Source organism: Paenibacillus sp. FSL R7-0026 (genome assembly GCF_038004485.1).
Lineage (GTDB): Bacteria > Bacillota > Bacilli > Paenibacillales > Paenibacillaceae > Paenibacillus > Paenibacillus xylanexedens_A.
Genome location: NZ_JBBORG010000001.1, coordinates 6004256 through 6030045, shown reverse-complemented (window position 1 = coordinate 6030045; position 25790 = coordinate 6004256). Strand labels below are relative to the sequence as shown.

Here is a 25790-nt window from a genome sequence, read left to right as displayed (position 1 = left end):
TACTTCATTATAATCAGTTTAACGTGAGCATGGTTAATCCATGGAACGCATCAGCGTTTGAAGTGGTTGCTGAACAACCCAAGTTCTTCAACCAATATTAATGTAAACGCTACCATTATGGGTTGGAATATGTCAACTCTTGCACACGTCAAGATCATTATATTTTCCACCTAAAAAGGAGATTAAATCATGGACAAATTATTATATGGTGTAGCTTACTATGATGAATATATGCCTTACGAAAGATTGGACAAAGACATTCAGATGATGAAGGATGCAGGGATCAACGTGGTCCGCATTGCTGAATCAACCTGGAGTACCCATGAACCGCAGAATGGCGTATTTGACTTCTCTTCCGTAGACCGTGTGCTCAATGCCATGCATGAGGCAGGGATTCAGGTTATCGTTGGCACACCAACGTATGCTGTTCCTACATGGATGGTCAAGGAACATCCGGACGTTCTGGCTACCACCTCACAGGGACCTGGTAAATACGGCGCAAGACAGATCATGGATATTACCCATCCAACCTATCTATTCTATGCCGAGCGGATCATCCGCAAGTTGATCTCTCGGGTAAGCACACATCCAGCGGTAATTGGATATCAGACAGATAACGAGACGAAGCATTACAATACGGCCGGAGATAATGTACAACTGCAATTCGTCAAATATATGCGGAACAAGTACAGTTCTCTGGATGAACTCAACAAGGAATTTGGCCTCGACTACTGGAGCAATCGAATCAATAGCTGGGAAGACTTCCCGTCTGTTGTAGGAACGATCAACGGTAGTCTGGGCGCTGAATTTGCCAAGTTCCAGCGACAGCTGGTAACCAACTTTTTGGCTTGGCAAGTGGGGATCGTGAATGAATACAAACAGGAAGGACAGTTTGTTACCCAGAACTTTGACTTTGACTGGCGTGGATATTCCTACGGTATTCAAGGGGATGTGGATCATTTTGCAGCATCGAAACCTTTTGACATCACCAGTGTGGACATCTACCACCCTTCCCAGGATGATCTGACCGGCATTGAAATTTCATTCGGCGGGGACGTGGCGCGTTCCACCAAACAATCGAATTATCTGGTACTGGAGACCGAAGCGCAGGCTTTCTGGCATTGGGTTCCCTATCCGGGACAGCTGCGTTTGCAGGCATTCAGTCATCTGGCATCAGGGGCGAACATGGTCGCTTACTGGCACTGGCATTCGTTGCACAATTCCTTTGAGACGTATTGGAAAGGATTGCTCAGTCATGATTTCGAACCGAATCCGGTGTACAACGAAGCGAAGACCATTGGTAGGGATTTTGCAAGACTGAGTCCTAAGCTTGTGAATCTGAAGAAAAAGAATCGGGTGGCAGTTCTGTTCAGTAATGAGGCACTGACATCCATCAAGTGGTTTGGTTTTAACTTCACCAGTGACAAGAACTACAATGACGTGGTGCGCTGGATGTACGATGAATTGTACAAAATGAATATTGGCTGTGACCTCATCGACCCATCGGTTGAGAGTTATGCGGAGTATGACGTGCTCGTTGTACCTGCTCTGTATGCTGCTTCGGATGCATTGTTGGAAAAATTAAATCAATTCGTACAGGATGGTGGACATATCGTCTACTCGTTCAAAAGCGGATTTGCAAATGAGCATATCAAGGTACGCTCTACCCGCCAGCCCGGCCTGATCAGTGAGGCATGCGGGATCAGTTATAACCTTTTTGTAGAGCCAAAACATGTTTCATTGCGGGATGATCCATTTGGAATTGGCGAGGAGCAAAACCAGGTTCACACCTGGATGGAACTAATTACACCGACAACGGCTGAAGTACTCGCTTGGTATGATCATCCACATTGGGGTGAATATGCGGCAATTACCCAGAATGTCTATGGAAAAGGCAAAGCAACCTATGTCGGATGTTTTACCAGTTCTGCGGTGATCCGTAAGGTATTGGAGCGTGTCATGAAAGAAGCAGGAGTTTGGGGAGCTGATCAGGAACTGGCTTTTCCTATCATTGTGAAGACAGGTGTGAATGTTCAAGGGAACACGATTCGCTATTATTTCAATTATGCGGATGAGGCAACATCCTTCGTGAATGCCTATGGGGAAGGGACTGAACTTCTGGCAGGAACCCCGATTGCTGCGGGAGAGAAGATCGAACTGGAGCCATGGGGCATACGGATCATTGAACAATAATAGGAAATAATAAATATAGGTATATAAGTTGAATTTAACATGTACACGTTAACGGAGAGGGCAGAAGAAACCTGAGGAAGCGGAGCTAAAAGCTTTCTGAAAGAAAGCTGCATCGGAAGCATACACCTCGCCTTTATCAACGGATTTTCCCCTTAGAAAAGGGAATTAAAAAAATCCGGTGATAACAGCGATCAGAGGGTTGTTCTGACCACGTAGTGATCTCGTGTAACCATTCATTCTATTGTATAACGTGATATTTTAACATTTCCAAACGAATATAAAGACCAATGCGCCCTCGGCTTCCATGCTGGGGCGTTTGTCTATTTTAGCTCAGGAGTGGATGCGCTGTGTTTACCGAATGTTATCGGAAGCTGACAGATCCTTTCAAACGCAGCATTCGCAATAAATTGATTCTTACCATGACGCTGCTGGCTGTTCTGCCCGTCATTGCCATGACCGCCATGGCTGCTGAGAATACCCGCTCTTCCATGGAAGAGGAGATTATGGAGACCAACCGAGCCAATATGAATTGGGCCTCCATCTATCTGGGTGAACAGTTCGCCCGCATGAATAATATTATCTATTCCATTCAGATCAGTGACGAATTGCATCAATATCTGGCGTTGAACGAGGAAGCGCCGGCGGCCAGCCGATTCGATGAACAGAAGGCCATGTTCAATATGCTGAACAGTGTATACTATTCTGCTGGCAATTATGTATTTGGCGTTGAACTCTATCTGAAGGAATTGGACACCCTGTTCACCTTTAACTCCATGGATTCTCGCATCAAAGCGGTATCGGAAATACCGGAAGGGTATCATGAGCTTTTTGAACAACATAAAGATTTTACGATTATCAATGATCCGGACGATCCGCAAAAGTTTCACATGACCCGCAGCATGAACCGCTTCGAGGATCAGGCACAGATCGGCGCCATCAGTCTGGAGGTCAAGTGGGCTGAGTTCAACCAGACCCTGGAGCTGCTGGATAGTCGGGGTGAATATGCGGTATACATTGCGGACAACACTGGCAGTCCGGTCTATCAGCCAAACCAAGAGATTCAGCCTTCAGCGGAAGCACTAGAGAAATTGGCAGGCACAAAAGAAAGTTCGGGCTTCATTCGTACAGCCAAGGAATACGTATTCTTTCATTCCATTGAGCCGTCAGGACTACGTGTGATCAAGATTGTACCTGCCCATGTCGTTAACGAAAGTGCTTTGGACACGATGAAATACGGACTGGTCGTGGGTGGCCTGGCCACCGTCATATCTGTGGGACTAGCTGCGCTGGTGGCCTGGCGCACATCAAAGCCCATTGTCAGACTGGCAAATTCCATGAAGGGTATCCAGCTGATCAAGGACAGGGAAGTGGTACGAAGCGGCCGGGTAGATGAGATTGGCCTGCTGGAGAAAAATCTGCACGGCATGGCTAGTCGTATCCGGGAACATATTCGCGACAATTACCTGATGAATCTGGAGAAGCAGACGGCCGAGCTCAAAGCACTGCAATCCCAGATCCATCCGCATTTCCTGCAAAACACACTACAAATGATTGGCGGCATGGTCTATTCGCAAAAACCGGCAGACAGTTACAAAGTCATTCGAGCCTTAAGCGAGATGTTTCGTTATATTGTGCGAGCGCCGGATGGACTTGTCCCTTTACAGTCTGAACTCGATCAGTTGGAGCATTATATGCTGATTCAGAAGCAACGTTTTGCCGGCAGGCTTGAATATACACTGGAGATTACCGGAGAACTTCGGGCCTGTTATATTCCCAAGTTGTCTTTGCAACCCATTGTGGAGAATGCATTTTTGCATGGTCTGGAGAAGAAACAGGGCGAATGGAAACTGGGCATTGAGGTTGTCTGTGAACCTACAGATGTAACCATTCGAATTCGTGATAACGGCGTGGGTATGGATGCTGAGAGCCTAACGGAGATGCAGTCCAGACTGGAGCGGCTTACCCGGCAGGCAGATCGGGTGTGGAGTTCAGGTACAAGTATTGGACTGGTCAATGCGGCCTCACGAATGGTAATGCATTTTGGACCTGAATATGGGATGGGCATAGAAAGTGAATACGGACAGGGGACAAGCGTTACGGTACGAATCCCCTGCAATACAGGAGGCGAAGCCTTGTGAACAAGGAACTGTACAGAGTGCTGCTGGTGGACGATGAACCGTGGAACCGGGATATTTTGCGCAACCTGGGAGATTGGAATGAACTTGGCATGACCGTTGCAGGTGAGGCAGAGGATGGCGAGCAGGCCATACAACTGGTCAAGCAGCATCAGCCTCACATTATCATTACGGACATGCGCATGCCCGGTACAGACGGTGTGGAACTGTTACAGACGCTGAGCGGACAATACCCACAGATCAAGGTGATCGTGGTGAGCGGATATGACGATTTCAATTATGCAAAACATGCGATCCGCCATCGGGCTGCAGATTATCTGCTCAAACCGGTGAATCCGGATGAACTGAATGGTGTACTTGCTAAATGTGCAAAGGAGTTGGAAAAGGTTGAATCAGCACCTGAATCGTGGGAATCGTACCCATCTTCGTTCGCAGGTGAGTTCTCCCTGTTTCAGCAGCAGGCCCGCCTGCGGTTTAATGACCTGAACGGTCAGAGTCTGCGGGAGTGGTTCCAGCAATTGCAGCAGAAGCTGGAACGATGCGAGATTAACAGACCTCGGCAGCTTGGCAGGGTGGCTCATGAATTACAGGCTTTGTTAGATGAACTGTGCGTCTCCAATGGCTTGTACGAGCGGCCCGAAGCAACGGCGCTACCTCCTGCGGCTGCACTGGCTTCCATCGAATCCACGATCGCATGGATTTCGACTCCGTACTATAAGGCTTTGGAGCAGCTGATTGCGCAGCGTAAGTTCAAGAATAAGCTGAACCTGAATGAGGTGAAGCAATACATCGAGCAGCACTGTATGGAGATGATTACGCTGGAGCAGCTCGCTCAGATCTTTTTTGTCAGCAAGGAATATCTCAGCAAGGTATTCAAGAAGGAATATGAGGTGAATGTGACCGACTATGTTATCCAGTTGCGTATGACGCGAGCGAAAGAATGGGTGATGGATGAACAGATTCCGTTCAAGCATGTTGCCGAGATGGCTGGTTATGAGGATGTGTCCTACTTCTATCGGGTATTCAAGAAGCATTTCGGAGTTTCACCTGGGGAGATGCGGAAGGGACAGGCTCGTATATCAGGTAAATCAGGCAGTAGCACGGAATGAGACGTTTGAGAGAGCATTTGCGGCAGGATTAAGGTTTAAAATAATCCAATACACAAGTCTAATTTTGTCCAATGAAGCGCTTTCATTTTCTGATATATAATGAGCCTATGAAAGACAAACCAGTTACACACCGGGAGGTCATAAGAGATGAAAGTATGGAAAAGCGTAGCAAGTGCAGTACTGGTCAGTGTTCTGCTCGCAGGTTGCGGTTCCAATGCAGGAACGGACAATGGGCAGGAGGAATTGGCATCAGGCAGCACGGTATCACTCAAAGTATTCGTTGCACAACCTCGGCTGAAAGAACATTACGATAAATATATAGAACAGTTCAAAGCCAAGGAGAAAGCAGAGAAAAACATTGAGGTGAACGTGCAACTGGAGATGCCGCCAGCGGACAATGCCCCTCAGATTCTGAAGACTCGTCTCGCCTCCAATGATGCACCGGATGTGTTCGCCCTGCATGCAGTCAATGAGATTCCACCATTCAGCAAAGCTGGTTATCTGGAAGACCTGTCGGGCCAACCTTTTGTCGATAAGCTGCTGGATTCGGTTAAACCTTCCATAACGGATGCGGAGGGCAAAATCGTAGCTGTTCCATTGGAAACAGTATCATGGGGCTATCTGTACAATAAAGATATTTTCAAAGAGCAAGGGCTGGAAGTACCAACGACTTTAACGGAAATGAAAGCGGTCGTGGAGAAACTCAAAGCAGCCAACATTACACCGTTTGAACTGTCCTACAAAGAAGCCTGGATTCCGCAATTATTCCTGCCACTTACCGTGGGTGCATTAACTCAGTCTGAGCACAAAGACTTCGTGGAGAAGATGAATCAGGATCAGGGCTCCTTCTCCGATATGAAAGCATTGTTTGATATCTTTGATCTCGTCAATGCCAATGGAACGGACAAAGCACTGGAAGTGGGCGGAGATGATGGTTCAGCAGCCTTCGCATCAGGAAGCGCCGCGATGTGGATTCAGGGACCCTGGTTTGCCGAAACCATTCTGAAATCCAACCCGGACTTGAACTTTGGTGTAGCACCGATGCCGATTAATGACAATCCGGATGATACCAAAATCAATCTGAGCACCTCCACTTCATTGGCAGTATCGTCATCAAGCAAAAATAAAGAAGTGGCACTCGATTTCGTGAACTACATTCTCGATGACAAGGATTCAAGTGCATTCTTCGAAGCACTCAAGTTCAATCCGATTGCCAAGATCCATGACTTCAAGAGCTTCCCGTGGGTAGACGATGCCCAAAAATATGTGAGTGAAGGTAAAGCTTATGAGGACCCATCCCTCCCTCAAGCAGTGAAAGACGAGTCAGGCAAAGCGTTGCAAGGCTACTACTCTGGGCAATTAAATCAACAGCAGGTTATCGATGCGCTCGACAAGGCGTGGAAATCCTACAACAAAGTCAACAAGTAAGGAGCTGTGAGGAATGGAGTATCCGCTTTTGTTGGCAAATCTCAACGGTCTGAGAGTTTTGTCAACAAATGAGCGGTACTTTGTTTCGTCACAGTCGCCAAGCAGATGATACGGCAGGCAGAACGTTCTTCGTTCCCTCGTTTACAATCATCCGCTTCGAGTGAAAAGGGGGAGAACCAATGGCTACGAATGTGTTCAAGAAGTATCTGTCACTGCTCGCGTTCACTGCGCCTGCCTTTGTCATCTATGCGATTTTCCTGTTGTATCCCACGTTTAGTGGCATGTTCTATAGTCTGACGGATTGGAACGGACTCAATCAGGATTACAGCTTTATCGGTCTGGGCAACTTTGTGGAATTGTTCAAAGAAGATCCCGACTTTCTGAACTCTCTGTGGTTCACGATGAAATATGTAATATTTATGTTGATTCTGCAAAATGGAATTGCCTTGCTGCTCGCGGTGTTGATTGAATCACGGACGCGCAGCAAAGGGCTCTTCCGGACGCTGTTCTTCATGCCTAACATGATCAGTACAATCATCAGTGCTTTCATGTGGACATTCATCTTCTCTCAGGTGCTGCCACAGCTCGCACAGAAACTGGCCTTTTCGTTCCTCGACCAGCAATGGCTGGGTGATCCGAAGTTTTCATTTTACTCCATTCTGATCGTATCGCTCTGGAACGGTGTAGGGTATATGATGATCATCTATCTGGCTGCTCTCCAGGGTGTGCCGAAAAGTCTCAAAGAAGCGGCTGTTATTGATGGGGCCAACGCATTCCAGGTGCTGCGCAATGTGGTGTTGCCGATGATTACTCATGCCGTGACCATCTGTTTCTTCCTGACGCTGAACGGAGCATTCAAAGTGTTCGAAGTGGTGTATGGACTGACTGGTGGTGGACCGGGTCGGGCGACACAGGTGATCACGATGAACATCTATGAAGAAGCGTTCTCCAACAACTTCAGATACGGCTATGCGAGTGCCAAATCGGTTGTGCTGTTCATCATCGTACTCATCTTTACACTCATCCAGATCACCGTCATGAAGAAGAAAGAGGTGGAAGCATGAGGATGCAACGACTGAACAGTTATCTGATTCGACTGCTGCTGATTCTGGGTTCTCTCGTGGCCATGCTGCCGATCTACATGGCGGTTGTGAACTCTTTCAAAACACAGGGTGAGATGTTCCAATCTTTTATCGCGCTGCCAACAACGCTTCACTGGGAGAATTACTCGGACGCGTTTAACAAAATCAATCTGTTGGGCAGTTCCATGAACTCGGCAATTGTATCCTTTCTGGGGATTGGGGGAATCGTCTTCTGTGCCTCACTTGCGGGATACAAGCTGTCACGTACCTCCGGACGTTTGAGCAACCTGATCTTCTTCCTGTTTGTTGCATCCATGCTGGTGCCGTTCCACTCGATCATGATTCCGCTGACACGGGTAGCCAAAGGCATGGGGGTGCAAGGAAGCACGTACGGATTGGCCCTGATCTATATCGGACTTGGCGTGAACATGGCAATCTTCCTCTATCACGGGTTTGTAAAGTCCATTCCGCGTGAATTGGAAGAATCAGCTCAGATGGACGGATGTAATGAGTTCCAGACATTCTTCCAGATTATCTTCCCACTCTTGCTGCCGATCACAGTCACCATCGCGATTCTGGACTTCCTGTGGATCTGGAATGACTTCTTGTTGCCACTGCTCATGCTGACCGATGTGAATCGGTACACGCTGATTCTGTCCACGAACATGCTGTTTGGGGAATACAACAAGGAATGGCCGTTGATTCTGTCATCCCTGGTACTGACTGCGATTCCGGTTATTCTGATCTATGCTTTCTTCCAGAAGTTCATTATGGAAGGTATTGCGGAGGGTGCGGTAAAGGGGTAAAACATTCAAAGGTATCCCAAAGCACAGCTGGTATTTGTCCGCTCTGGTATTTGGCCAAACCTTCGAAACTTACGCGAATAGCCTTGATCTGAAGGACATGGTCCTTCCAGGTCAAGGCTGTTTTTTTGTGGTGAAATCAGGAACCAACATTCGAAGTCAGGAGCCAAAATCCATGAGCCTGTGGACAGCTCCTGCGAGGCGTTTTAACCCATGTTCCATCTCATCAGGGGGAGCATAGGCATAAGACAGCCGAATGTGACTCGCGTCCAAGCGGTCATATAGATAGCCCGGGTGGATAAGTACGTTCTGCTCCAGACAAGTATGGAACAATTGGCGGATAGAGAGAGGGGAGACAGTGAATTGCAGCCAGATATAAAAGCCCCCAGAGGGTATTTCCCAATCCGCTATGCCCTGAAAGTGCTGTTGCAACAGATCCAGCATGAAGTCTCTTCGTTTGCGTAACTCAGGGCGAAGGCGTTCCATATGTCCAGCGTGATGTCCTTCTGCGAACCACAGGGCAGCAGCTTCTTGGGCGAGTGAACTGGTGCCGTAATCGGTCTGCATCTTAATATCTGCAAGTCGGCGTATAACCGGTTCTGGCCCAACCAGCCATCCGAGGCGCAGACCGGGACTGACTGCCTTTGACAGAGTACCCATATGCAGCACCCGTCCTTCCTGATCACGCGCCTTCAGCGATGGTGGAGGAGGTGTATCCAGCCACAGATCACTGTAGGCGGCATCCTCCAGTATGGAGATGCCCAAAGTTCGAGCGGTGGTCATGAGTTCTTCCCGGCGGTGATCACTCATGACAGAGCCGGTGGGATTGTGAAAGCTCGGGATCGTGTAGAGAAGCGAGATGTGGTCTTGATCTTTTACATGCTGCGCCGCGTTCTCCAGACGTGCAATATGCAATCCTTCGTCATCCATCGGGATGCCACTCATTTTCAACCCTGCCGACTGAAAGGCGTGAATCGAATAGAGATACGATGGTTTTTCCAGCAGAACCGCTGATCCGCGAGGGAGCAGTCCGACCGAAATCAAGTGCAGTGCCTGAAGAGAGCCGGATACGATCAGTATGGAATCTGGAGAGGCCTGAATGCCAGTCGTCTGCAAATGGACGGATAAAGCCTCACGAAGCTCCATGCTTCCTTGAGGTTCCAGGTAGTTGAGCGTACGAGAACGATGGGACAGGGCATACAGAATGTCGTTAAAAGCATCCTGAGGCATCAGCTCCGGGGCAAGCTCCCCTGTACCGAGTCGTATGATGCCAGGCCGGAATTCAGCCTGATTAATCTGCTGGATTTCGGGCAGGTTGGGATAATACCAGCCCTCCTCAATGGCTTCGTTCCAATTGGGCATCGCTCCGTGAGCCATACCATGCCAACCGGAGCCGGAAATATAAGTTCCCCCGCCATGTCTGCCTTCAATCAGACCAGCGGCGGCCAGATTATCAAGGGCAGTGACCAATGTACTGCGGTTTACGCCCATGGACTCAGCCCATATTCGCTGTGAGGGGAGACGGTATCCTGCTGACCATTCGCCCGTTGTGATTTTCTGCCGAACATAGGCTTCAATCTGGCGATACAAGGGCAAGTCGAGAGAGGGATTCGGCTTCCACCCCATGTTTAGCCGAGAATCAGAACGTTCCATAACTGGCAGAATCACCTCCGTTTATCTTTGTAACAAACACTATATCATTTGGTTGGGTCTGATGCCATCCAAGTGGTTGGTTACGTCGGCCATCATCTGCCCTACTATGGAATACAGAGATAAGGGGGAAGAACGATGGAGGTTGTTATTCACGCAGTGATTCTGGCGTTTGGCCTGATCTTGCCACTGGGTGTGCAGAATGTATTTATTTTTAACCAAGGCATGAGCCAGAGGCGTTATATACATGCACTGCCTGCTGTAATAACGGCAGGGATCAGTGATACGTTGTTGATCGGGGCAGCCGTTGGAGGGGTGTCGCTCATTTTGCTGCAATGGCCAGTTCTGGCGAATGTGTTGTATGCAGTAGGAAGCCTGTTTCTGCTATATATGGCTTGGAGTATCTGGAGGTCGTCCGAATCTGTGGAAGGTTCGCAAACGGTAATGTCAGCAGGGCGACAGATTGCGTTCGCAGCATCAGTATCTTTACTCAATCCCCATGCTCTGCTGGATACGGTTGCCGTGATTGGCACCAGTTCACTTCAGTATGAAGGGGTGGAGCGCATTTATTTTGCCCTAACAGCCGCGGCTGTATCGTGGATATGGTTCTTGGGACTTGCAGGCGTAGGCAGGGTGATTGGCAGAACGGATCGAACTGGACGCATCAGTCTGGTGTTTAATCGGTTGTCCGCTGTGGTCATGGTTGGACTGGCGGTTATGATGCTGTGGAAGCTCATCTATTCATAGAAGGACCGTGATGTGGCTCGTCTTGTTTAAAATAAAAAAACTCCCCGTGACGTTAATCGCGCAGGGAGTTCAATATGAGTGCTGAATTTGGTGATCAGCATAACCTGCTGATCTAGTTAGTTGAGTTGGAACATGTAGTGCTCGATAACGCTTTGGTGTAGCGTCTCTTATATATGGTTAGTCATTTGAGTTAAGGTCATCGTAATCGGATCTATTCTGCCTTCAGCAGCATGGATTCAATAAACACTTTCAGATCACGGCTTACACTGTTCAACTGATCAATGACCTCGCTGAACTCGGTTACCATCACAGCCTGTTGGCTGCTAGACTGTGAGATGGATGTGATCTCTTGCTCCATCTGCTGAATGGAATGCTGAACATCCTTCAAGGAACGTTCGATATTCACCGTAGCTTCTTTGGTACCCGTTGAAAGTTTACGCACTTCAGATGCAACGACGCTAAATCCGGCGCCTGCTTCGCCTGCTCGGGCGGCTTCGATAGCCGCATTCAGGCCCAACAGATTGGTCTGTTCTGAGATTTCACGGATGAATGCAGCGACCTTATTAACTTCGCCTGAATTCTGCACAGCCATACGGGTATTATCCAGAATCTGCGTGGAAGAGGCCGTCAATTGCTCGGATTGGGCAGCTACCGTCTGCACCATATCTGTTAATTTTCCGCTGATCCCCCCGATCAATTCAGTGAAGTACTCCAGTTTTTCCTCATTCTGAAGAGAGAAACCAATGGCAAGTGTACCCACGATATTTCCTTGCTCATCCCGAAGCGGGGTGGCCGCCGAGTTGATTGATGTGCCATAGAATTTTGCATCAATTCGGTTCGCTGAAGTCTCCCCATGTATAAGTGCCCGGCGGAGTGTAGGGTCATCGAGAGAAACGGGGTCTCCTGCCTTGATGCCCAGATCAAGCTCGTTGCTGGGAACATAATACCAGAACTTCTCCGTGTCAGTTACTGCAATCATGATATCGTGTTCTTTCAGCATAATTTTAAAATATGGACTTGCTGCAACGAGTGCTTCAACGATGTTCAATAAGGTTCAGCTCCTATAATGTATGTGTATCATCTAGATGTATTGTATACATCGTCAGAATGAGGTTAATCTTGAAGACCCAACAAGGGCATAACGTATATTAATTAAATTTTCAACAAATGAAACAGGAGAATTGATGATTTTCAGAAATTTATGAAAATATAACGAAAAAGCAGACAAGAACATGATGTTCTTGTCTGCTTTGGTTATCCACCTATTCCTTATGACACGCTCCACTTCACATTATGAATGCTGATTTACCTAAGGGTTCACCGCGCCAGCGTTACCTCATCCGTTGTGTGAAGAGGTCATCCTGACGGTGGAGATATATATCCATACGCAGGAATGCGCGGTTGTGTTATATGCGTAGTTGCTATCCGCCAATCTGGGACATGCGGCGTACCGTCGGTGTATGAGATTGCATTTTTTGTTCCAAAGCCAGAGCCATCTCATGATTCTTCGGTTTCGTACCCAGCGCTTTGAGGAAAAGTGCCGCCATGGCATTCGGATCATCCACGAAGCGGCGAACATTATACTCATCTGACCAGTAGAGGCAGGCTTTGATATGTCCGTCAGCGGTCAGCCGAAGTCGGTTGCAATTGTCACAGAAGTGATCGCTCACGGGATGAATCAATCCAAATGTGCCTTCGGAGCCCGCAATTTTCATATTGCGTGATGGGCCATTGCCCGCAGGGCCTGTTGTATTTTCTACCGTCCACCCTGCTTCAGCACATACATCTGTTACGGCTTCCAGCGGCAAATAAGATTTGCGCCATGAATCTGAAGCCTGTCCAATCGGCATATATTCAATAAAACGCACATGAAGAGGTTGATCCATCGTCATTGCAATAAAATCCTTGATCTCATCATCGTTGATACCCTTCATCAGCACAACATTCAGCTTGATCGGAGCAAGGCCAGCGGCAGTTGCAGCTTCAATGCCTTTCAGTACCTTGTTCACATCTCCGCCGCGGGTAATCATGGAGAAGCGATCAGCGCGCAGGGAATCCAGACTGATGTTAATCCGGTTCAACCCAGCATCTTTCAACGCCTGAGCTTGTTTGTCCAGCAGAAGAGCGTTGGTAGTCAGGGCAATATCGTCAATCCCGTCAATTGCCGAGATCATGCTGACGAGCTTATGCAGATCCTTGCGTACCAACGGTTCGCCCCCGGTGAGTCGGACTTTGCGCATGCCCATCGGGGCAAGTACCTTCAGCACCTGTGCTATTTCTTCGTAGCTCATAATCTCATCATGCGGAGCAAACTCCATGCCCTCTGCAGGCATGCAGTACACACAGCGTAAATTACAGCGGTCCGTAACAGAAATACGGATGTAGTCATGTATCCGGCCAAATGAATCCTGAAGCAGTTCCATGCAGACCACCCTTTCATCGGTTCAGATTGGAAATCTTCTATTATAAATGATACGACAATTTCAAAAGGAACAGTTGCATCAAATTTTAGCTATTTCTCCAATCCGCGTCAACGATGACGTCAGATGACAGCATTTTTGGCGGGGTGATTCAGATGGAATTGTCCCACGAGTTGTTGCAGGAAAACCGTAATGGCTTCCACGTTATGCGAAGAATACTGAACCTGCAACATATCACGGATCAGCTCCATCATCTCAGCTTCTACCTCAGCAGAAGTCGCCCGATTTTGATGGCTGATTGCAGCAATATTCTCCATCAGCATGACCACTTGATCCACGACTTGTGTGCGCTCAGGTTCTTCAGCGGTAGCATTTTGCAGAAGTTGCGAAGCGGCCTGAACCAGTGTTGTTCCTTCAGCCAGCACCTGATCACCCTCTGTGATTAATTGGGATGCAGCTCCTGCTGCCGTTGAGATTCGGTCCAGAATCTGATGAATATTTTCAGTAGAGGAGCGGGATAACTCGGCCAGCTTGCGGATTTCCCCTGCCACGACCGAGAAGCCTTGGCCATGTTCGCCCACGCGTGCAGCTTCAATGGTGGCATTCAGAGCCAGCAGGTTGGTCTGAGCAGAAATTTCATCAATAACAGCCAGTGCGCGGTAAATCTCTTTCATCGTGTCCATGAAGGACAGGATGGTACGGTTGGTATCGGATACCGCTCCGGAGATTTGGGTCATTTTGTCGCCGATTCGTTCCACTTCCTGTTGGGCCACGCCGATCTGTTCGGTTGCAGAGGTCTCCAGTTGTTGAAGCGTTATGCGCATGTGATCGGCAGCGATCTTGGCCTGGTCGAGATCTTCCAGTTGGGTGCGAATGGCCTGAATCATCGAACCAAGCTTGTGGTTCACACGTTCAGTCGTTCCCTGGGTTGTCTCTGTTGAAGTTCGCATCTGATACTGGTTATCCATAACGTCTACCGTCGCGAGTTGTACTTTCAGCATAATGCCTTCCAGAGAATCAATCATGTTGTTGATCCACTTCGCCAGTTCACCTGATTCATCTTGGGCAAAAGCAGACGTGTCCAGGCGCTGGGTCAGATCACCCCTGCCTTCGGCGTTAATTCGAATAAATCGGCTGATGCGACGCAAGTCTTCATGAACTCGTTGAGATTGGCTACGATGGAGCTGTAATGCAGTGAAGAATCCAAATAACACATTAAAAGCGGCCATTGTTGCCGCGCTCCAACCACTGCCAGTAAGGGCATAGACAAGTGCCGCTCCTGCAACGCCTGACAAGAGCGTGAAGAGACTGTGTTGCTTGAACTGGCGCCAGCCGATGTTTCGTATCCGATACACTTCCTCCAGATCCCCTTCACACATCATGCCCCAACGATCAGGACAGTGTGGCAGCTGGAAGGTGATGCCTTTGCCGATCACAGAAATATGGCGGTAATCCGAGTAGCCGGGAAAGGCTACGAACAGATTGGAACCATTCTGAATGGTGTTTGCTACTCCGGGGTGTAGTTCTCCGGTCGATGGGTCAGTGAACATGAGTTCCAGTTCGGTATGCTCCTTGACGGAAACGATACCCCATTCGGTGGTGACGCCATCTTTGAGATTTTCCCCATGTGTAAAGGTACGGTCTTCGAAGCGGCTTCGGGATAAGGCGGTGCCAGGTTGCAGATGGGGCCGTAATATCGACTCAGCCATAAAGAGGTAATTGTCACCGGAATCGGGGTAGATATGACCTGATTCTCGTTGGATCAGGTCACCGAGTACATCCCCGGGAACACGGCTGCATAATGAACCGACATATCGACCTTCCTGCAGAATTGGGGAGATAAACAGCAAGGTGACATCATCGTGAAAAGCGGACGAGCGTGGACCAATATCCAACGTCAGTGGATCAGAATAAGGACCATACAAGCATTTTTTGCCCTGACGATCTGCTCTGGAGTATTTCAATCCTGGTCCAATTAAAGCTTCGTAATCTTCATAGATCTGTCCAATATGTTTCTTATATGTAGAGAATACCACCTGATTCTGTTCGTTCAGCATAAATAGCTCCGTACTGTCTACGGCTCGAATATAACTGGATTGAAACCATGTATCTAGTTTACTTCGTTGCTGTGAACCTTGTAATACATCCTGTAATCGGACCGACTGTATCTGTTGAAGCAAACGATCCAGGTGATTCCATTGTTCATCTGCCCAGTCCATCATAAGCTGCCGTCTCGTTTCGGCAATTCCCTCAAAAATCTGTTCCACATCTTCCTTCATATGTGCGTTCAACCGATACGATCGCCACAGCGGCAATCCTTTTCTCCATCCCAGCCAATCAAACATCATGACCACCCCGATTTCTGGATTTGAAAGCTTCGTTCTACTGATCCTTGGATAGACCTATATATGTGATTTTCAAAGCGATACATGAATGAGGATTCCAACCTGCGTAGTGATTAATCCGAATAGTGATACCGCCTTCATCATTCAGGAGCGTTGACTCACGTGGAGGTGGAAGTCCTTGTACGTCTATTCAATCTTTATACAAGAAAACGAACAAGAATACGAGGGGATATGTCATATTTTCCGAATATTTAATCAATAAATACAAATGATCGTGCGCTTGTTGTTAGGTGAAATGTATGTTAGCTATCTACGAAGAAAACTCACATGTATGTATCTGAGAATCCGTCTCATTTTACATTGTGTAACATGAACAGGCCCATACTCAAAACACACTGTATAATGTAATCCCCGCCCAAAGCGATATAGTATTATCTAACAAGCAAAACCTGTTACGTTCGTGTATATAAACCTCCCATTCAGCCTTGGTGTGCAATGAAAACAACTTCCCACAAAGGAGAATGCCCATGTCCTCCATATCCTCAGCCACAGTCCCCGAAGCCTGCCATATTGATGTAGATAATGTGTCCGTTGTTTTTGGTACAGGTACACAACAAGTGACTGCCTTGTCGGATGTTACATTCCAGATCCAGTCTAATGAGTTTGTCTCTCTGCTGGGCCCTTCCGGCTGTGGCAAGTCGACCTTGCTCCGGCTGGTGGGGGATCTACTTCAGCCTACCTCAGGCACCGTTCGCATCGCAGGTCAGGAGCCTGAGCGGGCTCGGCTACAGCGACAGTTCGGCATTGTCTTTCAGACACCCGCCTTGTTCGATTGGCGCACCGTTCGTCACAATGTGGAATTGCCCTTGGAACTGCTGGGTACCCGCCGTAAGGAGTGCCGCCGCATTAGCGGTGAACTGCTTGAAATGGTAGGGTTAACTCGCTTCGCCGACCATTATCCATGGCAGCTCAGTGGCGGGATGCAGCAACGTGTATCCATTGCACGTGCACTTGCACTTGATCCGCCATTGCTGCTCATGGATGAACCCTTTTCCGCCTTGGACGAATTCACCAAAGAAAAACTTCAATTGGAGCTGCTTGAGATCAAGCGCTCAACAGGCAAGACCTTCCTCTTTGTCACACACAGCATCCCCGAAGCCGTATTTCTGTCCGACCGGATCATCGTGCTCTCGGCATATCCGGGGCAAGTACATTCCATTCATTCCGTCAATCTGCCTTCCGAACGTCATAGTGAACTGAGAGAAACGGAAGCTTTCTACCACATGATTACAACCATCCGCAACTGCTTCTACGAGGAGCGTGATGAATCTCATGTCCCTGCGGTTCTTTAAACCGGGATATCGATCCTGGGTTGTCATCTGGATTATGGCCATATTGGTGCTATGGGAAGGAATCGCCTGGATGCTCCAACTGTTCCTGTCACCTCAGCAGGCGGCGTCTCGCCTTCCTTATCTGCACGAAGTCCTTGCAGCCTTGTTTCGTTACTCGAGTACGCTCGCAGAGCAGGGGGCTGTCACGTTTGGCAATGCCGCCATTGGTTTTGCAGGGGGAACGCTGCTGGGTCTGGGTTTGGCGTTGCTCATGAGCGCGGCTGTCTGGCTGGAGCGCACGTTATCGCCATATGTTGTCTCCTCACAGATGGTTCCGGTTATTGGTCTCGCACCAATTGTGTACGGGATCATCCACAATGCGGAGTGGGCCCGAATTGTTATGGCCGCGTATGTCACTTTCTTCCCGATCATCATCCATACGTTGAAAGGATTGAAAAGTGCAGCACCAGAGCATTTGGAGCTTATGCGTTCCTGTGGAGCTTCATTGACTGCACGATATATCAAATGTCTGCTGCCTTCTGCACTGCCGGGACTATTTTCCGGTATGAAAATAGCTGCTCCGCTGGCGGTGACTTCCTCCATCGTTGTGGAATTGATGGGGGCTCCCGACGGACTCGGCGTCCTGATGGTCAGTTCGTTATATTACGGTCATGCCCAAGTTGGCATGTTCTGGGCCACCATCATGCTTAGCATTGGCATTGGCCTGATCTCGTATCTGGCCATCAGTCTGGCCGAACGTTGGCTAACCCCTTGGCAGCCTGAATTCAGGGCCAAAGGAGGTCAGACCACATGAGTGAAGGTAGTGTGTTGAGCCGGAAAAGTGATGAAGGTGTGGCGATTGCTGCTGTAACTGGCGCGGCTATGCCCCTCAATGGTTCACAGACGGCAGCTGTCCCAGGATCGGAAATTCATGGACAACAGGGACAAGCCGAAAAGGTCAGATTAGGCCCTGGCGTTCGCGGACGATCGGTTGCACTGAGTATGCTTCCTTGGGGGGCGGGTGTGGTGTTTCTCGCCCTCTGGCAACTCAGGTTGTTTCATTGGATATTCTCGCTGGAAAGCTACCAACTGCCTGTGCCTTCCGCGATTGCGGTATCCATTCAGGAAAATGCCAATATGCTCTTTCGATATGCGATGTACAGCGGAACCGAAATGCTGGGAGGTTTTTTGCTCGGTTCATTGTTGGGTGCTCTGGCAGCGGCAGGTGCATCGTTCTTTCCAACAAGCGGCAGGGCTGCGGTTACGGTTCTGTCAGCACTGAACGCTGTTCCGATCGTGGCTCTTGCCCCGATTATGAACAATTGGTTTGGTGACGGGATCTGGTCCCGTATTGCTGTTGTCACGGTGATTACGATGGCAGCGATGGCTGTTAGCCTGTTCAAAGGGCTGACTTCCATTCAGCCGCAGTACAGTGATCTGCTGAGTGGCCTTGCCGCGAGCAGGATGCAGTTTTTTTGGAAGCTGAGACTGCCTCATGCCCTGCCTTCCCTCTTCGCCGGTCTGAAGATCAACATGTCGACCAGTATTATCGGGGCCATTGTGGGTGAATTTTTCATCGCCTCCCAGGGGCTGGGGTACTTGCTCTCGGATCAGATTCGACTGGCGAACATGCCCTTGGCCTGGTCCTGCATTGTCATTGCAGCCGCGCTCGGTATTGCATTGTATGAAGCGGTTGTCCTGGCAGAAAAGCGACTCATTCCGTGGAATCGTGCACGCACAGATCACTAACATACATCAGGGTACCAACCATCCATAGATCGTAATACGTGATTGAGGTTGTTCAAAAAGTCCACGGTACTGAAAAGCAGACTTTTTGAACACGGACTGATGCTTGATAAATCGTATATAAACAGGGGGTTGTTCTGTACATGTACAAAATGTTGAAGCCGGGTTTGCTGGTGTTGGTCCTGTTGGTTGTTACGATGCTGAGCGCATGTTCTACGAAGTCCGAGCCGGCGGCTGAGCCTGTTGCTGCGAGTTCAGGAGGAGCGGGAGAGGCAGATCAACCCTTAACCAAAGTGAAAATTCAGCTGAAATGGGTGCCGCAGGCGCAGTTTGCCGGGATCTATGCAGCGAAGGAAAAAGGTTTTTTTGCAGATGAAGGCATTGATGCCGAGATTATTCCGGGTGGTCCGGATATCGTGATTGAGCAGCAGGTGGTTAATGGCGCGGCCGATGTGGGGATCACAGGAGTAGATAGTCTGCTGGTCAGCCGGGATAACGGTCTACCGCTCGTCTCGCTCGCCCAGATCTCACAGAAGAGTAGCTATCGCTTAATCGCCAAGAAGTCCCTGGGTATTACTGATCCGGCTCAGATGAAAGGTAAGAAGGTCAGTACCTGGTTCGGCAGTCAGCAGTTTCAGGTGCTCGCGTTCATGGAGAAGAATGGCCTGGATCCGAAGAAAGACATTGAACTGGTGAAGCAGGGGTTCACGATGGATCAGTTTTTCAATGATCAGGTGGATGTGGCTACGGCGACGATTTATAACGAATATCACGTGGTGCTGGAAAGTGGAACGAAAGAATCCGATCTGGATGTGTTCAACATTGAAGATGCCGGTGTTGGCATGCTGGAGGATACGTTGATTGCCAAGAAGGATTGGGTAGACAGCAACCGTGAGCTTGCGGTCAAAGTGACCCGTGCCATTCTGAAAGGCTGGAATTACGCCATCGACAATCAGGATGAGACGGTGGATATCGTGATGAGTAATGTGACGGAGGGCAGCACCACTCGTGAACACCAGGTCACGATGCTCGAAGAGATTGCAAAGCTGATTCGACCGGAAGGATTTACGGAGCAGCAAGTTGGCAGCTTTGTGGATGAGTCATTTACCCGAACTGCGGATATTGCACTGAACTATGGCTTGATCAAAAAAGCCGCAAATCTGGATGAAGCGCTGGAGAAAAGCATCTATGAAGAAGCGGTGAAATAAGCGTGTGGAGGAGGATGACGAATGAGTTCTGTAGATCAGCAGCCGCAGCCGTTTGGCGGTACGAAGGAAGAATGGCTGGAGAAGGATCGCAAATACGTGTGGCATCACATCTCGCCTCATAACGATCATCCGATGATTGCAGTAAGCGGCGAGGGCAGTTGGATCACCGATCAGGATGGTACGCGTTATCTGGATGCGATGTCGGGACTGTGGTGTGTGAATGTGGGGCATGGCCGTGAGGAGATTGCGAGAAGTGCCTACGAACAGATGAAAGCACTCGCTTATGTACCGATGACGCAGAGTCACGAACCGGCGATTTTGCTGGCGGAGAAGCTGAATGAATGGCTTGAGGGGGAGTATCGAATATTCTTCTCCAACTCAGGTTCAGATGCGAATGAAGTGGCTTTCAAAATAGCCCGTCAGTACCACCATCAGAATGGTGAGCCTACTCGGCACAAATTCATCTCCCGTCACCGTGCCTATCACGGTAACTCCATGGGCGCGCTGGGCGCCACCGGGCAAGCCGCCCGCAAGATCAAATACGAGCCGCTCGGCGTAGGTTTCTCTCATGTTCCACCACCGTATTGTTACCGATGTCCGTTTGGACGGAACAAGGATGGATGCGGACTCGAATGTGCAACCATCTATGAAGAGGTGATTCGTTGGGAAGGTCCTGAGACGGTTGCCGCAGTAATTATGGAGCCGGTGATCACAGGAGGCGGCATGATTGTGCCCCCGCCGGATTATATGCGCACCGTGCAAGAGATCTGTCAGCGCTATGGCGTGCTGCTCATTGTAGATGAGGTAATCTGTGGTTTTGGCCGCTCCGGGCAGAAGTTTGGTCATCAGAACTATGGCGTACAGCCAGATATTGTGACGATGGCAAAAGGCATGACCAGTGCGTATTCGCCGCTATCGGCAACGGCCGTGCGAGCCGATCTGTATGACACGTTCCGCGAACCCGGACCGGATGCCCATTTTCGCCATGTGAATACCTTTGGTGGGAATCCGGTGTCCTGCCGAGTTGCACTGGCGAATCTGGAGATTCTGGAACGAGAGAATCTGGTCAGCCGCGCGGAAGAACTGGGACATCTGCTTCGTGAGAAGCTGGAGCCATTGCTGGAGCTGTCCATTGTGGGGGATATCCGTTCATTCGGGTTTGCCTGTGGCATTGAATTGATAGAAGCAGACGGGTCTCCTGCGGAGGCGGACAAAGTAATGAAGGTACTCGCCAGTTGTAAAAGGGATGGCATCCTGATTGGCAAGAACGGCGATACTGTGCCGGGGTTTGCAAACATTTTGACGATCTCTCCGCCGTTTGTTACCACCGAGGAAGAGCTGGATCTGATCGCTGGAAGTTTGCTCGTTGCGCTGCGTAGTCTGGACGCAGGTTAGTTGCCATACACAGGTACGACAGGCGTTTACGGTTTAGCAAGCAAAATGAAATTTTCATATCATTACGCGAAAATAAGCGCAAGGAGGCGAGGAAGGATGCAGACCACAACAGGAAAAGTCATTAATCAGCTTCGGCTGAATGAGCGAATTGAGCAGTTGTCACAGATTGGCCGAATCGCGGAGACGGGTGTCTGCCGACTTGCCCTGACCCCGGAAGATATGGACGGCATCATACAAGTTCGTCTCTGGATGGAAAATGCCGGTTTGACAACGCGACTTGATCCCTTCGGCAATCTGATTGGTCGTCTGGAAGGTGCGGATCAGGCGCTGCCAATCCTCATGATTGGTTCCCACATCGACTCTCAGCCGTATGGCGGTCGATATGATGGAGCGATTGGTGTGCTCGGTGCACTCGAAGCCGTGCAGTGCCTGATCGAAAATGGCATTCAGCCCCATATGCCAATTGAGGTAATTGCCTTTTGTGATGAAGAAGGTTCCCGTTTTAACAAAGGCCTGTTCGGCTCACGTGGCATAACCGGTCAGTTGGAAGAAGGCGAACTGGAGCGGCAGGATAAAAACGGAGTGACCCGCCGGGAGGCGCTGGAAGCCTTTGGCTGTTCTCCTACCGATTTTGAAGAAGCGATCTACCCGACGGGTTCCATAGGCAGTTATCTGGAGCTGCACATTGAGCAGGGGCCGGTGCTGGAAGCGTTGAATGCACCAGTAGGTCTGGTGACGGGCATCTCGGGTCCGTTGTGGCTTACGGTGACGATGAAAGGCATGGCGGGTCATGCGGGCTCCGTTCCGATGGGGATGCGGCATGATGCTTTGGTAGGCAGCGCCAAAGTCATTGCGGCTTTTGACGATATGGTGAGAGAAGACCCGGAAGCTCCAACCGTAGGTACGGTGGGAAGTCTGAGGGTGTTTCCAGACTCGCGGAATATCATTCCGGAGGAAGTCAGCTTCACGGTTGATTTGCGAGATATGGAGATGGAGCGCAGGAACCGGCTTGAAGCCCGATTGATGAACATTTTGGATGACGTGAGTTTCCGATATGGTCTAACCTACTCACTGACAGAGGATACGAATAGTGAGCCGCGGTATTGTGCAGAGCCAATCAAGTCGGTGATTCGTTCATCCGCGGAAGAGATCGGGGTTACTTTGCCAGAACTGATGAGTGGTCCGTTCCATGATGCGTTGGCCCTATCGCTTGTGTGTGATTATGGCATGATTTTTGTCCGCAGCAAGGACGGCATCAGTCATCATCCCAGCGAATATTCCTCGCCAGAGGATATTGGGCTGGGCACGGAAGTGTTATATCGCACCATTCGGAGGATGTGTAGTGGAGTGAACCAACCAATCATTTTACCTGAGGAGGCGTTGTGACGTTATGAGCAAAATCAGCATCGGATTAATCCAGGCTTCTCATGAGATTGAAGGTTCGGCTCCCGTTGAGGTGCATAAGGAGGCTGCGGTTCAGAAACACATTGCGCTGGTCCGTGAAGCTGCTGCACGAGGGGCCAAGATCATTGGATTGCAGGAAGTATTCTATGGCCCGTACTTTTGCACAGAGCAGAATCCCAGATGGTATGCATCCGCTGAACCGGTGCCGGAAGGACCTACGACCAAGCTTTTTCAGGAGCTGGCGAAGGAGCTTGCAGTGGTGATTATTTTGCCGGTATACGAGGTGGAGGGCATTGCTTCGTATTACAATACGGCAGCCGTGATTGATGCAGATGGTACGTATCTGGGCAAATATCGCAAACATCATATCCCGCATGTGGAAGCAGGTGAGGGTACAAATGGGTTCTGGGAAAAGTATTATTTCAAACCAGGTAACCTCGGGTTTCCGGTATTTGATACAGCCTACGCCAGAGTCGGGGTGTACATCTGTTATGATCGTCATTTTCCGGAAGGGGCACGATTGCTTGGACTGGCGGGGGCAGAGATTGTGTTCAATCCGTCCGCTACGGTTGCGGGTACATCGGAATATCTGTGGAAACTGGAGCAGCCTGCTCACGCGGTAGCTAACGGCTATTATGTTGCAGCCATCAACCGGGTCGGCGTGGAAGCGCCGTGGAATATGGGTGAATTTTATGGACAGTCGTACTTGGTCGACCCGCGAGGCAGAATGGTAGCGATCGGCAGTCGGGATCAGGATGAGGTCGTTATTGGTGAGATGGATACGGAGATGATTCGTGAGGTGCGGAATGTGTGGCAGTTCTACCGCGATCGCAGGCCGGAAACGTACGAACATCTGGTTAGTCAGTAAAAGTAGATGGAAGCTAGCACGAATCAAACTTCAGGAGGTGCATGACATTGATGAACAGCTCAGGAACAACGTTATCCGATTATGGGTGGGAGAGTCGTTTTGCCGAGATGAAACCCGCCATGACAGGCAAGGAAGCGATGGAGGAATCAAACCGCTGTCTGTACTGTTACGATGCACCTTGTATCAAGGCCTGTCCGACCGACATCAATATCCCTTCTTTTATTAGCAAAATATCCACAGAGCACCTGAAAGGTTCGGCCCGCACCATTATGGATGCGAATCCGGTTGGAGCCAGCTGTGCACGTGTCTGTCCCACAGAGGAATTGTGTGAAGGCGCATGTGTGCTAAACGAATCGTCGAAGCCGATTCGGATTGGTGACTTGCAGCGTTATGCCACCGACTGGGCACGGGCGAAGAATGAGCCGTTATTCCAGGCAGCACCTGCCAATGGGAGAACCGTCGCTGTTGTGGGAGCCGGGCCTGCGGGATTGTCGGCGGCACGTGAACTGGGGCGTGCAGGGTATGAGGTGACGATCTATGAAGCCAAACCCAAAGGCGGTGGGCTGAATACGTACGGCATCGTATCTTTCCGTTTGCCCGAATCGGTTGCGCTATGGGAAGTGGAGCAGGTAGAAGCGCTTGGTGTACAGATCCGTTATGGAGTGCGCATCGGTGTGGATATTCCTGCATCGCAGTTGCTGGAGCAGCATGAAACAGTCATTCTGGCCTGTGGCATGGGTTCAGTACCTATGCTGGGCATTGAAGGAGAGACACTGGAAGGTGTCTATGATGCGATTGAACTGGTGGAGTCTACCAAGCAGGGTGTTCCACCCGCGCTGAATGGTCTGAAGGTCGCCGTTATTGGCGCGGGTAATACGGCGGTAGATGCAGCAACCTGTTCGGTACGTCTTGGTGCCGAGCGGGTGCAGATGTTATATCGGCGCGGGGAAAGCCAGATGACGGCGTATGCGTTTGAATATACGTTTGCCAAGCAGGAGGGTGTGGAGTTCCGCTGGTTTACGATGCCGCAGCGTATTATTGGAGACGAGAACGGTCGGGTTCAAGCTGTGGAATGTATGAAAATGGAGCTAATTACCCCGCCTGGGGGTGGGCGTGCGTTGCCCGTGCCTGTGGAGGGATCGGAGTTCATGATTGAATGTGATACCGTCATCCGGGCGATTGGGCAGCATCGTTTATTACCATTAATCGAAGCGTTTGGGCTTCGTCACCACTGGGGTGTCGTAGAGATCGAGCCGCATACGTACCGTACCTCACACCCTCAGATCTATGCGGCAGGAGATGTCATTTTTGGTCAGGGCCAGGGTGAGGCGATGGTTGTCTCGGCTGCACAACAAGGTAAGCTGGCTGCTGCGGCAGTCGTGAAGGCGTTGCCTGGACAGGTGGAAGAGACGGCGTGAGTTGTGAGCGAGACAAGGAAAAGTGGAGAGTACACGGAAACCGTGCAATGAAAGGGTGTAAGGAGAGAGTACAAGGAGAGGCGAGGGTGGGAGGGCGCAAGGGACTGTTAGAGTGATAGAGGTGTAGATCAGATCTGAGCAAGAAGTGTGGGTACATCAAATTCTCGTGTACCTGACACGCTAACAAACCCTACACACCTTATAGTGGCAATTATGGAGGATTGAAAAAATCTAACGAATCTTACACGTCTTATTTTGATAATAAACCGTTGAAATGAAGCCGAAATGAGCGAATACAGCAAAATAAGCTTTCTACGATTCGTAAGATTTTGAATTCACCGCATAGGGACGGAATAAGAGGTCTACGGCTCGTTAGAATTTAGGTGTTATCCAGAAACACCATTACTACGCAGAGATCCTGAGCATGACCAAATATTCCAGTGTAACTATATAAGTTGAACTAATCATTTACACGATAACGGAGAGGACAGAAAAAACCTGAAAAAGC

19 protein-coding genes are annotated in these 25790 nt (G+C 49.6%); 15 read left to right on the top strand and 4 right to left on the bottom strand.

Annotated elements, in window-relative coordinates; all coding sequences use genetic code 11:
• Nucleotides 1–189: 189 nt before the first annotated feature.
• From MKY44_RS26470 to MKY44_RS26445, 6 genes are all read left to right on the top strand, one after another.
• Nucleotides 190–2193: a beta-galactosidase gene (locus tag MKY44_RS26470; RefSeq protein WP_341009270.1), complete on the top strand. Its 2004-nt coding sequence runs from the start codon at nt 190–192 to the stop codon at nt 2191–2193.
• 347 nt (nt 2194–2540) lie between these two features.
• A complete protein-coding gene (locus tag MKY44_RS26465) occupies nt 2541–4331 on the top strand; it encodes a sensor histidine kinase (RefSeq protein WP_341009269.1) in 1791 nt (596 codons plus the stop codon).
• The gene (locus tag MKY44_RS26460; RefSeq protein WP_341009268.1) at nt 4328–5437 is read left to right on the top strand and encodes a response regulator transcription factor; all 1110 of its coding nucleotides are present in this window, start codon (nt 4328–4330) and stop codon (nt 5435–5437) included. Before MKY44_RS26465 ends, MKY44_RS26460 begins: the two co-directional genes overlap by 4 nt.
• A gap of 147 nt (nt 5438–5584) precedes the next feature.
• The gene (locus tag MKY44_RS26455; protein WP_310340570.1) at nt 5585–6865 is read left to right on the top strand and encodes an ABC transporter substrate-binding protein; all 1281 of its coding nucleotides are present in this window, start codon (nt 5585–5587) and stop codon (nt 6863–6865) included.
• A 179-nt stretch (nt 6866–7044) separates the two neighbouring features.
• A complete protein-coding gene (locus MKY44_RS26450) occupies nt 7045–7929 on the top strand; it encodes a carbohydrate ABC transporter permease (protein WP_341009266.1) in 885 nt (294 codons plus the stop codon).
• Nucleotides 7926–8753, top strand: a complete 828-nt coding sequence (locus MKY44_RS26445; RefSeq protein WP_017691892.1) for a carbohydrate ABC transporter permease — start codon at nt 7926–7928, stop codon at nt 8751–8753. The genes MKY44_RS26450 and MKY44_RS26445 overlap by 4 nt, the downstream gene beginning before the upstream one ends.
• A 156-nt stretch (nt 8754–8909) precedes the next feature.
• On the opposite strand, the gene MKY44_RS26440 is transcribed toward MKY44_RS26445, so the two are convergent.
• The gene (locus tag MKY44_RS26440; protein WP_341009264.1) at nt 8910–10403 is read right to left on the bottom strand and encodes an aminotransferase-like domain-containing protein; all 1494 of its coding nucleotides are present in this window, start codon (nt 10401–10403) and stop codon (nt 8910–8912) included.
• A 135-nt stretch (nt 10404–10538) separates the two neighbouring features.
• Here MKY44_RS26440 and MKY44_RS26435 point away from each other — a divergent pair, with 135 nt between their 5' ends.
• Entirely contained in the window at nt 10539–11147 is a 609-nt protein-coding gene (locus MKY44_RS26435; RefSeq protein WP_341009262.1) for a LysE/ArgO family amino acid transporter, read from the top strand.
• A gap of 211 nt (nt 11148–11358) precedes the next feature.
• Here the strand turns inward: MKY44_RS26435 and MKY44_RS26430 are convergent, their stop codons facing one another.
• From MKY44_RS26430 to MKY44_RS26420, 3 genes are all read right to left on the bottom strand, one after another.
• On the bottom strand, nt 11359–12195 hold the full coding sequence (locus tag MKY44_RS26430; RefSeq protein WP_124116569.1) for a methyl-accepting chemotaxis protein: 837 nt from the start codon (nt 12193–12195) through the stop codon (nt 11359–11361).
• Nucleotides 12196–12568: 373 nt separating this feature from the next.
• Nucleotides 12569–13570: a GTP 3',8-cyclase MoaA gene (gene moaA / locus MKY44_RS26425; protein ID WP_341009261.1), complete on the bottom strand. Its 1002-nt coding sequence runs from the start codon at nt 13568–13570 to the stop codon at nt 12569–12571.
• 119 nt (nt 13571–13689) lie between these two features.
• Nucleotides 13690–15915, bottom strand: a complete 2226-nt coding sequence (locus tag MKY44_RS26420; protein ID WP_341009259.1) for a methyl-accepting chemotaxis protein — start codon at nt 15913–15915, stop codon at nt 13690–13692.
• 524 nt (nt 15916–16439) lie between these two features.
• Between MKY44_RS26420 and MKY44_RS26415 the strand changes: the two genes are divergently transcribed.
• From MKY44_RS26415 to MKY44_RS26380, 8 genes are all read left to right on the top strand, one after another.
• Nucleotides 16440–17264, top strand: a complete 825-nt coding sequence (locus MKY44_RS26415) for an ABC transporter ATP-binding protein (protein WP_341009257.1) — start codon at nt 16440–16442, stop codon at nt 17262–17264.
• Nucleotides 17245–18057, top strand: a complete 813-nt coding sequence (locus MKY44_RS26410) for an ABC transporter permease (RefSeq protein WP_341009255.1) — start codon at nt 17245–17247, stop codon at nt 18055–18057. The genes MKY44_RS26415 and MKY44_RS26410 overlap by 20 nt, the downstream gene beginning before the upstream one ends.
• Nucleotides 18054–18992 carry an ABC transporter permease gene (locus tag MKY44_RS26405; protein ID WP_341009253.1) on the top strand — a complete coding sequence of 313 codons (939 nt, stop codon included), beginning with the start codon at nt 18054–18056 and terminating at the stop codon, nt 18990–18992. Before MKY44_RS26410 ends, MKY44_RS26405 begins: the two co-directional genes overlap by 4 nt.
• A gap of 140 nt (nt 18993–19132) precedes the next feature.
• Nucleotides 19133–20197 (top strand): ABC transporter substrate-binding protein, encoded by a 1065-nt coding sequence (locus MKY44_RS26400; RefSeq protein WP_341009251.1) that lies wholly within the window; start codon nt 19133–19135, stop codon nt 20195–20197.
• Nucleotides 20198–20218: 21 nt separating this feature from the next.
• The gene (locus tag MKY44_RS26395) at nt 20219–21592 is read left to right on the top strand and encodes an aspartate aminotransferase family protein (RefSeq protein WP_341009249.1); all 1374 of its coding nucleotides are present in this window, start codon (nt 20219–20221) and stop codon (nt 21590–21592) included.
• Nucleotides 21593–21688: 96 nt separating this feature from the next.
• The gene (locus MKY44_RS26390; protein ID WP_341009248.1) at nt 21689–22978 is read left to right on the top strand and encodes a M20 family metallo-hydrolase; all 1290 of its coding nucleotides are present in this window, start codon (nt 21689–21691) and stop codon (nt 22976–22978) included.
• A 4-nt stretch (nt 22979–22982) separates the two neighbouring features.
• Nucleotides 22983–23864, top strand: a complete 882-nt coding sequence (locus tag MKY44_RS26385; RefSeq protein ID WP_341009247.1) for a nitrilase-related carbon-nitrogen hydrolase — start codon at nt 22983–22985, stop codon at nt 23862–23864.
• A gap of 50 nt (nt 23865–23914) precedes the next feature.
• Nucleotides 23915–25282: an NAD(P)-dependent oxidoreductase gene (locus MKY44_RS26380; protein ID WP_341009952.1), complete on the top strand. Its 1368-nt coding sequence runs from the start codon at nt 23915–23917 to the stop codon at nt 25280–25282.
• Nucleotides 25283–25790 lie beyond the last annotated feature (508 nt).

Coding starts and splice junctions, on each gene's coding strand:
- MKY44_RS26470 (WP_341009270.1), top strand. CDS start 190: ATGGACAAATTATTATATGGTGTAGCTTACTATGATGAATATATGCCT.
- MKY44_RS26455 (WP_310340570.1), top strand. CDS start 5,585: ATGAAAGTATGGAAAAGCGTAGCAAGTGCAGTACTGGTCAGTGTTCTG.
- MKY44_RS26450 (WP_341009266.1), top strand. CDS start 7,045: ATGGCTACGAATGTGTTCAAGAAGTATCTGTCACTGCTCGCGTTCACT.
- MKY44_RS26445 (WP_017691892.1), top strand. CDS start 7,926: ATGAGGATGCAACGACTGAACAGTTATCTGATTCGACTGCTGCTGATT.
- MKY44_RS26440 (WP_341009264.1), bottom strand. CDS start 10,403: ATGGAACGTTCTGATTCTCGGCTAAACATGGGGTGGAAGCCGAATCCC.
- MKY44_RS26435 (WP_341009262.1), top strand. CDS start 10,539: ATGGAGGTTGTTATTCACGCAGTGATTCTGGCGTTTGGCCTGATCTTG.
- moaA (WP_341009261.1), bottom strand. CDS start 13,570: ATGGAACTGCTTCAGGATTCATTTGGCCGGATACATGACTACATCCGT.
- MKY44_RS26420 (WP_341009259.1), bottom strand. CDS start 15,915: ATGATGTTTGATTGGCTGGGATGGAGAAAAGGATTGCCGCTGTGGCGA.
- MKY44_RS26415 (WP_341009257.1), top strand. CDS start 16,440: ATGTCCTCCATATCCTCAGCCACAGTCCCCGAAGCCTGCCATATTGAT.
- MKY44_RS26410 (WP_341009255.1), top strand. CDS start 17,245: ATGTCCCTGCGGTTCTTTAAACCGGGATATCGATCCTGGGTTGTCATC.
- MKY44_RS26405 (WP_341009253.1), top strand. CDS start 18,054: ATGAGTGAAGGTAGTGTGTTGAGCCGGAAAAGTGATGAAGGTGTGGCG.
- MKY44_RS26400 (WP_341009251.1), top strand. CDS start 19,133: ATGTACAAAATGTTGAAGCCGGGTTTGCTGGTGTTGGTCCTGTTGGTT.
- MKY44_RS26395 (WP_341009249.1), top strand. CDS start 20,219: ATGAGTTCTGTAGATCAGCAGCCGCAGCCGTTTGGCGGTACGAAGGAA.
- MKY44_RS26390 (WP_341009248.1), top strand. CDS start 21,689: ATGCAGACCACAACAGGAAAAGTCATTAATCAGCTTCGGCTGAATGAG.
- MKY44_RS26385 (WP_341009247.1), top strand. CDS start 22,983: ATGAGCAAAATCAGCATCGGATTAATCCAGGCTTCTCATGAGATTGAA.
- MKY44_RS26380 (WP_341009952.1), top strand. CDS start 23,915: ATGAACAGCTCAGGAACAACGTTATCCGATTATGGGTGGGAGAGTCGT.